General features: G+C 73.4%; 11 protein-coding genes and 1 tRNA gene. 7 read left to right on the top strand and 5 right to left on the bottom strand.

All coding sequences use genetic code 11. The annotated features are described in order from the left end of the window. The first annotated feature begins 87 nt into the window (after window positions 1–87). Together OSB71_RS20405 and OSB71_RS20400 are read left to right on the top strand one after the other, a co-directional pair. Complete coding sequence (locus tag OSB71_RS20405; RefSeq protein ID WP_265950073.1) at window positions 88–1,461, top strand: MBL fold metallo-hydrolase; 1,374 nt, start codon at window positions 88–90, stop codon at window positions 1,459–1,461. A 164-nt stretch (window positions 1,462–1,625) separates the two neighbouring features. Further along, window positions 1,626–2,375, top strand: a complete 750-nt coding sequence (locus tag OSB71_RS20400) for a sulfite exporter TauE/SafE family protein (protein WP_265950071.1) — start codon at window positions 1,626–1,628, stop codon at window positions 2,373–2,375. A 28-nt stretch (window positions 2,376–2,403) separates the two neighbouring features. Here OSB71_RS20400 and OSB71_RS20395 read toward each other — a convergent pair whose 3' ends face one another. Then, a complete protein-coding gene (locus OSB71_RS20395; protein ID WP_265950069.1) occupies window positions 2,404–2,688 on the bottom strand; it encodes a metal-sensitive transcriptional regulator in 285 nt (94 codons plus the stop codon). A 623-nt stretch (window positions 2,689–3,311) separates the two neighbouring features. Here OSB71_RS20395 and OSB71_RS20390 point away from each other — a divergent pair. Next, window positions 3,312–4,703 (top strand): NAD(P)/FAD-dependent oxidoreductase, encoded by a 1,392-nt coding sequence (locus tag OSB71_RS20390; protein WP_265950068.1) that lies wholly within the window; start codon window positions 3,312–3,314, stop codon window positions 4,701–4,703. A gap of 212 nt (window positions 4,704–4,915) precedes the next feature. Beyond that, a complete protein-coding gene (locus OSB71_RS20385; protein WP_265950066.1) occupies window positions 4,916–5,272 on the top strand; it encodes a hypothetical protein in 357 nt (118 codons plus the stop codon). Between the two features lie 441 nt (window positions 5,273–5,713). Here OSB71_RS20385 and OSB71_RS20380 read toward each other — a convergent pair whose 3' ends face one another. Both OSB71_RS20380 and OSB71_RS20375 read right to left on the bottom strand, forming a co-directional pair. After that, window positions 5,714–8,245 carry an ABC transporter permease gene (locus OSB71_RS20380; RefSeq protein WP_265950064.1) on the bottom strand — a complete coding sequence of 844 codons (2,532 nt, stop codon included), beginning with the start codon at window positions 8,243–8,245 and terminating at the stop codon, window positions 5,714–5,716. Between the two features lie 82 nt (window positions 8,246–8,327). Further along, entirely contained in the window at window positions 8,328–9,155 is an 828-nt protein-coding gene (locus tag OSB71_RS20375; protein ID WP_416237301.1) for an ABC transporter ATP-binding protein, read from the bottom strand. Window positions 9,156–9,520: 365 nt separating this feature from the next. On the opposite strand from OSB71_RS20375, the gene OSB71_RS20370 reads away from it, so the two are divergent. Then, window positions 9,521–9,603, top strand: a tRNA-Leu gene (locus OSB71_RS20370). Window positions 9,604–9,676: 73 nt separating this feature from the next. Further along, window positions 9,677–9,802, top strand: a complete 126-nt coding sequence (locus OSB71_RS20365) for a hypothetical protein (protein ID WP_265950061.1) — start codon at window positions 9,677–9,679, stop codon at window positions 9,800–9,802. 159 nt (window positions 9,803–9,961) lie between these two features. Here the strand turns inward: OSB71_RS20365 and OSB71_RS20360 are convergent, their stop codons facing one another. Together OSB71_RS20360 and OSB71_RS20355 are read right to left on the bottom strand one after the other, a co-directional pair. Next, window positions 9,962–10,519, bottom strand: a complete 558-nt coding sequence (locus tag OSB71_RS20360; RefSeq protein ID WP_265950059.1) for a GNAT family N-acetyltransferase — start codon at window positions 10,517–10,519, stop codon at window positions 9,962–9,964. Further along, window positions 10,519–11,835, bottom strand: a complete 1,317-nt coding sequence (locus tag OSB71_RS20355; protein WP_502362184.1) for an NsdA family TPR-like regulatory protein — start codon at window positions 11,833–11,835, stop codon at window positions 10,519–10,521. Before OSB71_RS20355 ends, OSB71_RS20360 begins: the two co-directional genes overlap by 1 nt. A 249-nt stretch (window positions 11,836–12,084) precedes the next feature. Between OSB71_RS20355 and OSB71_RS20350 the strand changes: the two genes are divergently transcribed. Continuing rightward, window positions 12,085–12,681, top strand: coding sequence for an ATP-binding protein (locus OSB71_RS20350; RefSeq protein ID WP_323055322.1), 597 nt, complete (start codon window positions 12,085–12,087; stop codon window positions 12,679–12,681). Window positions 12,682–12,777: the final 96 nt, after the last annotated feature.

Genomic DNA, 12,777 nt, shown 5'->3' with positions numbered 1-12,777 from the left:
CCGCGGAAAGGCCGTGCACCTGCACCGGCCCATATGCCTGCTAGGGTCGAGAATACCCCCGGGGGTACAACGAAAGGAGCCACAGCCGTGTTCTTCGTCGAGACCCTGGAAATCGAGGACCTGGGCAACCGCAGTTACCTGGCCGGCGGCGCCCGCCGCGCGGTCGTGGTCGACCCCCCGCGCGACATCGACCGGGTGATCGCCGAGGCCGCCCGGCGCGACGTGTGCATCGCGCTGGTGGCGGAGACCCACGTGCACAACGACTACGTCTCCGGAGGACTGGAACTGGCCCGGATCACCGGTGCCCGTTACCTGGTGCCGGCCGCCGCGGACGTCTCCTTCGCTCGTACCCCCGTCGCCGACGGGGACACGCTTACGGTCGACGAGGGCCTGTCGCTGCGGGCGATCGCCACCCCCGGCCACACCCCGCACCACACCTCGTACGCTCTGGAAGCCGACGGCCGCGGCGTGGCGGCGTTCACCGGCGGCTCCCTGCTGATCGGCTCCGTGGGGCGGCCCGACCTGGTCGAACCCCGCTTGACCGAGCGGCTGGCCCGAGCGCAGCACGCCTCCGCACGCCGCCTGGCCGACGAGCTGGACGACGCGGTGCCGGTACTGCCCACACACGGTTTCGGCAGCTTCTGCTCCAGTTCCCAGGCCGAGGGGGACACGACCACGATCGGCCGGGAACGCGCGACCAACGACGCCCTGACGCTGGACGCGGACGCCTTCGTCGCCCGGACGCTCGCCAACCTGGAGGACGTTCCGGCCTACTACGCGCACGTGGGCCCGGTCAACGCCGCCGGCCCCGCACCGGTGGACCTCACGCCGCCGCGGCCCGCGGACGCCGAGGGCATCGCCGAGCGCCTGGCCGCCGGGGAGTGGGTGGTGGACCTGCGCAGCCGCGTGGCGTTCTCCGCGGGGCACGTGCCCGGGTCGTACAACTTCGAGAGCGAGGGAAAGCTCGCCACGTACCTGGCCTGGCTGCTTCCGTGGGGCAAGCCCGTCACACTGCTCGCCGAGAGTCCGGACCAGCTCGCGGACGCGCAGCGGGAACTGACCCGGGTCGGCATCGACCGTCCGGCCGCCGCCGCCACCGGAACCGCGGCGGGCTGGGTCCGCGACGGCGAGCAGCTCGCCTCCTTCCCGCGGGCGGCCTTCGGCGACCTCGTCGGGGCGCGAGAGCGCGGTGAACAGGTCGTGGTGCTGGACGTGCGGCGGGACTCCGAACGCGCGGGTGGGTACGTCGACGGGTCAGTGCACATCCCCATCCACGAGCTGCACGGCCGGCTCGGCGAGGTCCCGGACGGCACCGTGTGGGTGCACTGCGCGAGCGGGATGCGCGCGGCGATCGCGGCCTCGCTCCTGGACGCCGCCGGCCGGGCCGTGGTGGCGGTCGACGACGGGCTCGACGCCGCCGCCGACGCGGGCCTGCTGCTCACCCCGCCCGTCACCGACTGAGATCCCGCCACGACCATGGAAACGACCCCAGGCATGCCCTTTCTCCGTTCTCCCCGTGGCCGGGGCCCCGGCCACCGCTCCTCGGCCCAGGCGGGCCGGCGTACCACTGACGTAACGGCGGGTCGGCCCGTGGTGGACGGGCGGGACCACGGTGGCCCGGCCGCGTGAGCTCCCTGGTCCTGGCCCTGGTCGCGGGGGCGGTGGTCGGCACGGCGCTGGGCGCGCTCGGCGGCGGCGGCAGCGTTCTGGCCGTCCCGGCGTTGATCTACCTGCTGGGTTTCACTCCCGTGGCGGCCACCACCGCCAGCCTGCTCATCGTCACCGCGACCTCCGCCACCGCTCTGTACGCGCGCGCCCGTGCGGGGCACGTGAGGTGGAAGGCCGGCACGCTCTTCGCGGCGGCGGGAGTGGTGCCCGCCGCCGCGGCCGGAGCCGCCGCCGCCCGCCTGCCCCAGTCGGCTCTGACCGCGGCCTTCGCCCTCTTCGCGGCCTTCGCCGCCGTCAGGATGCTGCGGGCCGGGTCGACCGCGCAGCCCGGAGGCGGTGGGACGCGGCCGGGGCGGGTGGCCGGAGCCGGCGCGGGCCTGGGCGCGCTGACCGGGCTGCTGGGCGTCGGCGGGGGGTTTCTCGTCGTCCCGACATTGGTCACGGTGCTGGCCTTCGAGATGCAGGCCGCCGTCGGTACCAGCCTGCTCATCATCTCGGCCAACTCGCTCGCGGCCCTGGCCACGCGGGGAGCGACCACGGTCGGCCTCGACTGGACGGTGATCGGTCCCTTCACCGGCACCGCGATCCTCGGTGCGTGGGACGGGCAGCGGCTGGCCGCCAGGGTGTCCGAGGCCGTGCTGCAGCGCGCCTTCGCGGCCGTCCTGCTGGCCGTGGCCGCACTCATGCTCGTCGACGCCCTCAGCTGACCCCGCGCGCCCGGCCCGGCGCCCGGCATCACGCGAGGGAGAGGAAGAGTTTCTCCAGGCGGGCCCGCATCTCCTCGCGACCGCCGTCGTCGGCGGCTGCGTCGGGGTCGGTCAGGCAGTGCTGCAGGCCGGTGGCGATGACCGCGAACCCCGCTCTGTCCAGCGCCCTGGAGGCGGCGGCCAACTGCGTGACCACGTCCTCGCAGTCCCGCCCCTCCTCGATCATCCGGATCACCCCGGCGATCTGCCCCTCGGCCCGCCGCAACCGGTTGACCACAGTTCTCAGTTCCTCGGCCGCCATCACCAGCTCCACGAACCACTCCCGTCGAATACCCCCGTGGGTACCCTACCCGGGGGCCCGCCGAGCCGGAAGCTTCGGGTCCCGGGGCCTCAGGGGTGACTCGCCGGTGCCCCCGGCCGACCCGGACTCCGGCAGACCGCGCATCCGACCCCGCCGTGCGCCTCCGGGGGCACGTCCCGGCCCCGACCGCCCCCTGCCCCCGGCGGACCGCGGGGGGCAGGGGGCGCCCGCGCGGACGGGCTGGCGCCGCACCGTGTGCACGCGTCCCCCGGGTCGCGCCGGCGTGGCGCGCGCGGTACTGCGACGAGGTTCGTGAAGTTCTTCACAAGGAAAAGCGCGCCGACGGACCCGATTTTCCGATTCTTTGAACTTGCCGAGCCCGGAACCGGCTTGGAAATCAAGGTGCCGACGCGGGTCCCGGCCACCGGCGGGGGCGGCGGCGTCGGCCCCCGGTGGCCGCACGGTGACGGCAAGGCCGCAGCTCACACGGGGTGGACAACGCCCGGGGCGGGAGCGCGGTTCCCGGCCCGCGGTGTGGTGCCGGTCACGGGGCGGGGGAGTGTAGCAGAGGTGCGGGGCGAGCTTGTGAAGGGGCTCACGAGCCTCGGCCGTTCGGGTGCTGGATACTCGAAGGCATGAGCACCACGGAGCGTCCTCGCATCCTCGTCGTAGGTGGTGGGTACGTCGGTCTGTACGCAGCGCGCCGCATTCTGAAGAAGATGCGGTACGGCGAGGCGACCGTGACCGTCGTCGACCCGCGCTCCTACATGACGTACCAGCCCTTCCTCCCCGAAGCCGCCGCTGGCTCCATCTCACCCCGCCACGTCGTGGTGCCGTTGCGCCGCGTGCTCCCGAAGGCGGAGGTCCTCACCGGCCGCGTCTCCGGCATCGACCAGGACCGCAAGGTCGCCACCGTCACCCCGCTGGTGGGCGACGCCTACGAGCTGCCCTTCGACTACCTGGTGATCGCGCTCGGCGCCGTGTCCCGGACCTTCCCGATCCCGGGCCTGGCCGAGCAGGGCATCGGCATGAAGGGCGTCGAGGAGGCCATCGGCCTGCGCAACCACGTGCTGGAGCAGCTCGACAAGGCCGACTCCACCACCGACGAGGACGTCCGCCGCAAGGCGCTCACCTTCGTCTTCGTCGGCGGCGGCTTCGCGGGCGCGGAGACCGTCGGCGAGGTGGAGGACCTGGCCCGGGACGCCGCGAAGTACTACCCGAGCATCAGCCGCGAGGACATGCGCTTCGTCCTGGTCGACGTCGCCGACAAGATCCTCCCCGAAGTCGGGCCCGAGCTGGGCAAGTGGGGCCTGGAGCACCTCCAGAAGCGCGGCGTCGAGGTCTACCTCAAGACCGGCATGGACTCCTGCGTGGACGGCCACGTGGTGCTGAACAACGGCCTGGAGGTCGACTCCAGCACCATCGTGTGGACGGCGGGCGTCAAGCCGAACCCGGCCCTGTCCCGCTTCGGCCTCCCGCTCGGCCCGCGCGGCCACGTGGACACCCAGGCGACGCTCCAGGTCTCCGGCACCGACTACGCCTGGGCCGCGGGCGACAACGCCCAGATCCCGGACCTGGCCGCCCGGGCCGCCGGAGTCGAGAACGCCTGGTGCCCGCCGAACGCCCAGCACGCGCTGCGCCAGGCCAAGGTGCTCGGTGACAACGTCATCTCCGGCATGCGCGGCTTCCCGCAGGCCGACTACAAGCACGCCAACAAGGGCGCGGTGGCCGGGCTCGGCTTGCACAAGGGCGTCGCGATGATCGTCCTGGGCAAGAAGACCAGGATCAGGCTCCGTGGCCGCCTCGCCTGGTACATGCACCGCGCGTACCACGGCCTGGCCGTGCCGACCTGGAACCGCAAGATCCGCGTCTTCGCCGACTGGACGCTGGGCATGTTCCTCAAGCGCGAGGTCGTCTCGCTCGGGGCGATGGAGAACCCGCGCGAGGAGTTCTACGAGGCCGCGCGCCCGGTGCCGCCCGCCGTCGAGGCCGACGACACCGCACGCCAGAAGGCCCGCGCCTCCTAGCGCGCGGCACCGCCGGCCTGACGACGAGGGCGCCCTCCATCCGTGGGGAGGGCGCCCTCGTCCGTGCGGGGCGACCGCCGTGCCGGACGCCGCGACGGGGCAGACCCTGGCTGCTGCGGCACGAGCGGGTGTAGTGATCACGAGTGCTGTTGACGCTGGCCTGGCACGTCGCCGCGACGTAACGCCGACGGCGGCCGGTCGTTGCACCGGGCGTGATCAACCGACGTACCGCCGCCACGGCTACGGCCCTGACCGCCGCCGTCCTGGGCACCGCACTGACCACCGCAGGCCCCGCCTCAGCCGGCGGCATCGGTGACGTCCTCTCACCTGCCTTCGGCACCTTCTGCGCCAACCACCACACCGGCGCCCACGCCACCGGCGCCACCACCTCCGGTACCGGAGCCGCCAACGGCAATCTCGCCGGCCTCCCCCTCGGCTCCGCCCTCAACCAGTGCGGCGGCGCCGACGCTCCGGCAGTCGTGCAAGACACCGCTGAAATGGTTGCGGAAGAAGACATCCAGATCGGACTCGTCAACCCCCAGGATGTTGCCAACAGCAACGGCAGCTAGCGCCGCGTCAGCCGGGGTTCGCCCGTCGAGGAGCGGCGTTTCGGTGCGGTGCGTCGCAAGGCGCCGGATCGGCGGCGTAGTGGGCGTAGGGGCCTGCTCGGTCGGTTCGGCGACGCCGCGAGGCGCCGTGCCGGACGCCGCGACGGGGCAGACCCTGGCTGATGCGGCACGAGCGCGCGGCACCGCCGGCCTGACGGCGAGGGCGCCCTCGTCCATTCCGCGGCGACCGCCGGGGCCGCGGGGCCCCCGGGGCCCCGTCCGGCCGGTGGCGTCCGTGCGGGTGCACGGCGCTGCGCCGTTCCGGCCCGGCGGCCCCGTGGCCCCGGCCCGCGTCACCGCGGCGCGCGGGCCCGCGTCGGCGTGGCCTCCGTCGGTCGGAGGACGCCGCTCGCGGGCCCGCGCGGGGGCACGCTGCCTACCTGCCTACGCCGTCTACGCCGTCTACTCAGCCTTGATGGCCGCGAGCATGTTCAGCCGCGCGGCGCGGCGGGCGGGCCACAGGGCGGCCAGGACGCCGACGACGGCGGCCAGGGCGAGGAAGAGGCCCATGCGGCCCCACGGCAGCACCAGCTCGTACGTGGCCAGGGAGCCGCTGATCATCTCACCGGCGGCCCACCCGAAGAACACCCCGAGCCCGAGTCCCATCACGCCGCCGAACAGCGCGATGACGACCGACTCCAGCCGCACCATGCGCTTGACCGCGCGGCGGTCCAGCCCGATGGCGCGCAGCATCCCGATCTCCTGTGAGCGCTCGAAGACCGACATCGCCAGCGTGTTGACGACGCCGAGCACCGCGACGATGACCGCCATGGCCAGCAGCCCGTACAGGATGTTGAGCATCAGCGTGAACATGCTGGCGATGTCCTCGGTGACGTCCTGCTTGCTCTGCACCAGCAGCGCCGGGTTGTCGCCGAGCTCACGCTCCAGCGCGGACTGGACGGCCTCGCTCGGCCCGTCCTCGGTCTTGACCAGGATCTGCATGGCGTCGACGCGCTGGAGGTGCGGGTCGAGCGTCGCGGTGTCGAGCATGATCCCGCGGATCATCTCGTTGCCCTCGTAGATGCCGGACACGGTCAGCTCGCCGCGCGCGCCGTCCTCGTAGGTGACCGGGATCGTGGAGCCGAGCCGCCAGTCGTGCTGCTCGGCGGTCTTCCGGTCGACGACGGCCGCGTCACCGCTGAGGCCGGAGAAGGAACCGGCGGCGAAGTCCAGGTCGGTCAGCTCGCCGATGTCCGCGCCGTTGACGCCGGTCAGGTACTCGGTGTCGCCCTCGATCTCTGCGGGCGAGTTGCGCAGCGGGCTGATGGCGGTGACCCGCTCGTCCTCGGCGAGCGTGCGCTGCACCTCCGGGGACAGCGGCGTGTAGGTGGCCATCGAGATGGTGTAGTCGGCCTTCAGGGCGTCGGCGGCCAGCTTCTCGATGCCCTTCTGAGCGCTGCCCGCGACGACCGTCATGCCGGTGATGAGGGTGAGGCCGATCATCAGCGCCGACGCGGTGGCGGCGGTGCGGCGCGGGTTGCGCACGGCGTTCTGCCGGGCGAGCTTGCCGGAGACGCCGAACACGCGCAGCAGCGGCGCCGCGGCGGCGATCAGCGGCCGGGACAGCAGCGGCGTCAGGACGAAGACGCCGACGATCATCAGCATGCCGCCCAGGCCCATGGGGAACTTCGCGGTCTCGGCCTCCATGCCGGTGCCCAGGAACACCAGCGCCGCGCCGGCGGCCACGAGCACGGAGCCGATGACGTTGCGCACGACCAGGCCGCGCGTCGAGGCGGTGGCGTGGACGCTGCTCATGGCGGCCACCGGCGGGATCTTCGCGGCCCGGCGCGCGGGCAGCCAGGCGGCCAGCACGGTGACGCCGACGCCGACGACCAGCGAGGCGACGATCGCACCGGTGGTCACCTCCAGCGGCCCGTCCGGGAGCAGTGCCCCGCTGGCGTTCAGCAGCCCGCGCAGCCCCGCGGCGATGCCGATCCCGGCGAGCATGCCGCCGACCCCGGCGACGAGGCCGACGACGGTGGCCTCGACGAGCACCGAGCGCGTCACCTGGCGGCGGCTGGCGCCCACCGCGCGCAGCAGCGCCAGCTCCTTGGTGCGCTGGGCCACGAGCATGGTGAAGGTGTTGGCGATGATGAACACGCCGACGAACAGGGCGATACCGGCGAAGACCAGCAGGCCGGTCTGCATGCCGCTCATCTCGGCCTCGATCGCCCGGGCCTGCTCGTCGGCCAGGTGCTGACCGGTGACGGCCTCGGCGGTGTCCGGCAGCATCGCGGACACCGCGCGCTCGAGTTCGCCCTGGGAGGTGCCGGACGCGGCGCTCAGGGCGATCTCGGTGAACTCGCCGGGCGCGGCGAAGAGGTCCTGCGCGGTGGCGGTGTCGAACAGCACCAGTGTGCCGCCCGCGGCGACGTTGCCGTCGTCGGTGGTGAAGACGCCGGTGACCGTCTCCTCGCGCACCGGCCCGTCGACCGAGAGGCGCGCGGTGTCGCCGACCTCGTAGCCGGTGCGCTCGGCGGTCCTGGCGTCGATCGCGATCTCCCCGGCGCGCTGCGGCGCCCGGCCCTCGGCCATCGGGTAGCGCGGGTCCGCGCCGTCGGCGCCGGCGTAGTGGTTGGCGCCCCGTGTGGACCAGCCGTCGCCGACGAGCTCGCCGTCCCGGTCGGCCAGCGCGGTGAAGCCGGAGACCGCCCCGATGGCGGAGTCGACGCCGGGCAGCGCGGCGGTCTCGTCCAGCAGCTCCTGGCGCAGCGCGGGTGCCTCACCCGGCGTCCCGGACGCCCCGCTGGTCGGCTGGACGGCGACGTCGACGTGTTCGAACCCCTTTTCGGAGCCCTTGTGGTAGGCGGAGGAGATGGTGTCGGTGAACACCAGGGTGCCGGAGACGAAGGCGACGCCGAGGAGGACGGCGAGCGTGGTCATCAGCAGCCGGGCCTTGTGCGCGAGGACGTTGCGCACGGCGGTACGGAACATGGGTGGGCTTCCTACGGTGCGGTGGGGACGGAGTGGCTCGGGACGGGTGCGGCGCGCGGTGCGCCCGGGAGGCGCGTGGGCGTCAGCTCGTGCGCCCCTTGGCGTCGAACCCCTTCATCCGCTCCAGCACCTTCTCGGCGGTGGGGGCGGTCATGTCGTCGACGATGCGCCCGTCGGCGAGGAAGACCACGCGGTCCGCGTAGGAGGCGGCGACCGGGTCGTGCGTCACGATGACGACGGTCTGGTTCAGCTCCCGCACGGAGTTGCGCAGGAAGCCCAGCACCTCGGCGCCGGAGCGCGAGTCGAGGTTGCCGGTGGGCTCGTCACCGAAGATGATCTCGGGCTGGGAGGCCAGCGCGCGGGCGACGGCCACGCGCTGCTGCTGGCCGCCGGAGAGCTCGCTCGGGCGGTGCTTGAGCCGTCCGGACAGGCCGACGGTCTCCACCACCCGGTCCAGCCAGGCCCGGTCCGCCTTGCGGCCCGCTATGTCCAGCGGAAGGGTGATGTTCTCCAGCGCGTTCAGGGTGGGCAGCAGGTTGAAGGCCTGGAAGATGAAGCCGATCTTGTCGCGGCGCAGTTGGGTGAGCTTCTTCTCCTTGAGCGTGGTCAGCTCGGTGTCGCCGATGCGCGCGGACCCGCCGCTGACGGTGTCCAGGCCGGCCATGCAGTGCATCAGGGTGGACTTGCCGGAGCCGGAGGGCCCCATGATGGCCGTGAACTCGCCGCGCCGGAACTCCACGGAGACCTGGTCGAGCGCGACCACCTGGGTCTCCCCGGCACCGTAGACCTTGGACAGACCTGTGGCGCTGGCGGCGGCGTCGCCCGCCGGGGCGGTCGCGGGGGCGCCGAAGTGGGTGCTGGTGGTCACGGGGAAGGGCTCCTGTCGGACGGGTGAAACGGTCCTTTCCATCGTGGGCCCCGGCGCGTCCGTCCGGGTCCGCCGTACTGCCCGTCTTGGGGTGCCCTTCCGGGGTAGGCGCCGCTCCCGGGCGTCCTACCTGGGGATGACCGCGCCCCCGACGGCCCCCGCACCGCCGACCCGGAGCGGCCGCCGGAGCCGGGGGCGAGTTTGCGACATTCCTGGTCGCTGGCATATGCCCCCGGATCGCCGCACCGTGCGCGCCTCGGCCTGACGGTCGATCAACCGGCAATAAATTAAGACAACATCGCTCACGGAACGCGACGTTGGATGCACAGATCCGGTTACCCTCGTTCCGCACCTTGGGAACGGGCCGGACGCCGCCAGCGGCAGCACACTCCGGCCGGGGAGCCGGTGCCCGGATGGTGGAATGCAGACACGACGAGCTTAAACCTCGTTGGCCTCGTGGGCCGTGCCGGTTCGAGTCCGGCTCCGGGCACTACCCCTGCCCCTGTGCTGACCTGCGGATACGACAGGACCTCGCGGCCCTCCTCCGAGCCCTTGGGAACACCGTGCCGCGCACGGACGCCGACGGACCGGCCGCCGTGGCGGCCGCCGCGTGCGAGGACCGCCTGAACCGGCTGCGCGGCGGGGCGCGCCGCCACGTCGAGGTACGAGACCAGGCTCCCGCCCGCTGAGACCCCCGCCCCGGCAAGCGGCGCCGGGGCGGGGGTCTACCCGCGTAGAACGGAGTTCGTGCGCGCGGTCGCGTTCGCTGTCGACGAGGAGCGAGCGACGGTCGCCGCGCGCCGAGGGCGCCGCCCTCCCCCCCCTGGCCGCTCCGGCCGCGAGCGGTGTCAGTCGAGGTCGAGGACCATCGCCTCGTACAGCGGAGCGCCCGGGCCCGGACGGGCCATGCCCACCCGGCGGTACCCCCACCTCCCGTACGCGACCCGTGCGGCCACCGCCTCCGGCTCCGGCCGCACGGTGAGCGTCGCCCGCTCGGCGCCGGAGCCCTGGAGCAGACGGCCGTGCATACGGGCGGCGACACCACGGCGGCGCCAGGGTCTGCGCACGGCCAGTTCCAGCATCGCCCACGTGCGGGAACCGTCCTCCCGGACGAAGTCCTCCGCGAGCGGCTCCCGCACGTTCGCCCACCAGCGCGTCTCCGACGGCAGCGGGTAGCCGTACGCGAACCCGACGACCTCCGCGCCCTGGCGGGCCAGCACGAGCCGCATCCCGGCCCGCAGGGTGTGCCGGCGGTAGTGGTCGGCGAACTCGGCCACGTCCCCGGGCCCTTCGCAGTAGGGGGCCTCCGCGTACACCTCCGCGTAGGCCGGAAGGAACACCGCGAGCTGCGGGAGCGCGGCGTCCCGCTCCGCGTACAGCTCGTACGTCACCTCGCCACCGGGCATCACGCGACCCCCTTGACCCGCGCGTACTCGCCCAACTCCGCGGCGGCCTCCCGGGCGGCCGCCGCGTCGACGGCCCCGAGGAGGTCGGCCACTTCGGCGAGCCGGCGCAGCACCCGGCCGGACTCCACCTCTTCGATGTGCTCCAGGCTTGCCACGGCACTTGCGGCGCCCTCGTCCACCTCGCCCGCCGCGACGAGACTGCGGGAGAGCGTGAGCCGGTACAGAGCCCTGTTCCTGCCGTACGTCCGGTCCTGGTGCGCGAGGGCGGCGCGGAGGAACCGCGCCGCGGCGCCGTGGCGGCCGAGCTCCGTGTAGAAGAGCCCCTGCGCGTAGTCCAACTCCGCGGCGCCGTGGAAGGCGGCCCACTGCGGTGGTGGCTGCCCCCGGTCGGGTCGTTCGAGGAGCCGCAGGGCGTCGGCCAGCCGCCGGGACGCAGCGCGCTTGTCCGCCATGAGGGACAGGGCGCGGGCTTCCCGGGCGGCGATGAGGGACCGCAGGACGGGGGACCCGTGCCGGGCGGCGCGCTCCTGGGCGGCGCGGGCGAGGTCGAGACCGTCGCGTGGACGGCCTTCGTGGTTGGCCTGCATCGAGAGCGAGGCGAGGGCGAGGATGGTCAGACCGGAGTCGCGCAGCATCGTCGCGGTGGTCAGAGCCTCACCCCAGTAGCGCCGCGCGGTGTCCTGGTCGTCCGCGTCGTAGTGCAGCCATGCGCAGTGTTCGGCCGCTTCCCCGGCGAGGAGCTGGAGCTGCCGGCCGATCGCTTCCTGGTAGGTGCCTGTGTTGACGACGCGGCGGACGCGGCGGAGGTGGCGCACGGCCAGCGACCGCACGTCGCCTCCACCGTAAGCGTCATCGAGCTGGTAGAGGGAGAGGAGCTGGTCCCGCAGCCCCACCAGGTGCGGCGTGCCGACAGCGCCCGACGGGGCGGGCGGGGACGACACGTGGGGCAGGCCCACGCCTGCCGCGACTCCGAACGACTCGGCCAGGAACGCACGGCGGTCCACTGCGCTGCTCCTCTCTCCCGCAGGACGGCTCCGGTCCACGATGACACCCGGCGGAGGCCCGGGAAATCCGAGTGCGCCCGGGTCCAGGCCGAACATGGCGTGGAGAACCCGCCACGCCCGCGCGCGGGGCGCGGGCGGACGCGGCTGCCGCCAGCGGCGGAACTGGCGGTCCGTGAGCGTCACGTCCTCGCCCAGCAGAACCGCTGTCGCGTCGAATGCGCGCAGGAAGTCCCCGGGGCGCGCCCAGCCGTGTGCGGCACATGCCTGCTCGAAGCACGTTGGTTCGGCCGATCCCCTACACGACTCCGGCATATCGCTGACGGTAGCGAATGCGTCGCTTCCCGAAGTACTGGTTCCACGGAAAGTCCGGCGTGAAGTCCGCGCGAACGTCCGGCGGCGCAGGGCCCGCAGGAGTTGGCTCGTACGTGAGCGACAGAGAGGAGTTCCGAAGGTGATCACCATCGTGGTCAGCACGGCGAGCGGCTTCCCGCCTCCGGCCGGGGGTCGGCGATCCACTCCGGCGGACGGGCGTCCGGCCCCCACGGGTGGCCCCGGGAGGCGGTGCGAGAGGAGGGCGGGCGAGGACCGGCGGCGTTCGGCCCCCAGCGAGCCGCTTCCCGCTGGCCCGCCTGCCGCCGGTGGGACGGGCCCGAGTCGGCAAGAAGCAGGTTGACCTTGTCCGAGCAGCCGACCCCTGCCGTGGCGCGCCCATATGTACCGCCGCACGTCAGGCCCTCCACCCGGCCTTCCACCACCGGTTGTCCGGCTTACAGCGAGACGCTCCCCAGGGCGGGCCAGTCCGCGCGGTCGGCACGAAGGCTCGTCCGTGACGCCTTGTCCGTATGGCGCCTCGAACCGCTGGTACCAGACTCGGAGCTTGTCGTCTCGGAACTGGTGGCGAACGCCGTCACGCACGCGCGGGGGCACGTCATCCGCGTGAAGGTGACGCGCCTGGGGGCGTCGCGCGTGCGCATCGGTGTCGTCGACAAGTCCCCGGCACGGCCGACGACGCGACAATCGGGGACCGATGATCCCCGGGGCCGTGGCCTCGTCCTCGTCGACGCGGTGGCGGCGAACTGGGGCACCGACCCCCTCCCCTGGGGAAAGCGGGTGTGGGCCGAACTGATCGCCTCATCGCCGGGAGGCGGGGCGGCGTGAGCGACCGGACTGCCCAGTTTCTCCACGTACTGCTGGTGCCGGGGCTGCTCGGCGCCCGGTGCGCCGGTACCGGCCGTCGGTAGGCGTGGATGCGGC

Source organism: Streptomyces marinisediminis (genome assembly GCF_026262575.1).
Taxonomy (GTDB): Bacteria; Actinomycetota; Actinomycetes; order Streptomycetales; family Streptomycetaceae; genus Streptomyces; species Streptomyces marinisediminis.
The sequence above is the reverse complement of the archived record's forward strand: the minus strand, read 5'-3'. Positions and strand labels throughout refer to the sequence as shown.

Coding starts and splice junctions, on each gene's coding strand:
- OSB71_RS20390 (WP_265950068.1), top strand. CDS start 3,312: ATGAGCACCACGGAGCGTCCTCGCATCCTCGTCGTAGGTGGTGGGTAC.
- OSB71_RS20380 (WP_265950064.1), bottom strand. CDS start 8,245: ATGTTCCGTACCGCCGTGCGCAACGTCCTCGCGCACAAGGCCCGGCTG.
- OSB71_RS20375 (WP_416237301.1), bottom strand. CDS start 9,155: ATGGAAAGGACCGTTTCACCCGTCCGACAGGAGCCCTTCCCCGTGACC.
- OSB71_RS20360 (WP_265950059.1), bottom strand. CDS start 10,519: ATGCCCGGTGGCGAGGTGACGTACGAGCTGTACGCGGAGCGGGACGCC.
- OSB71_RS20355 (WP_502362184.1), bottom strand. CDS start 11,835: ATGCCGGAGTCGTGTAGGGGATCGGCCGAACCAACGTGCTTCGAGCAG.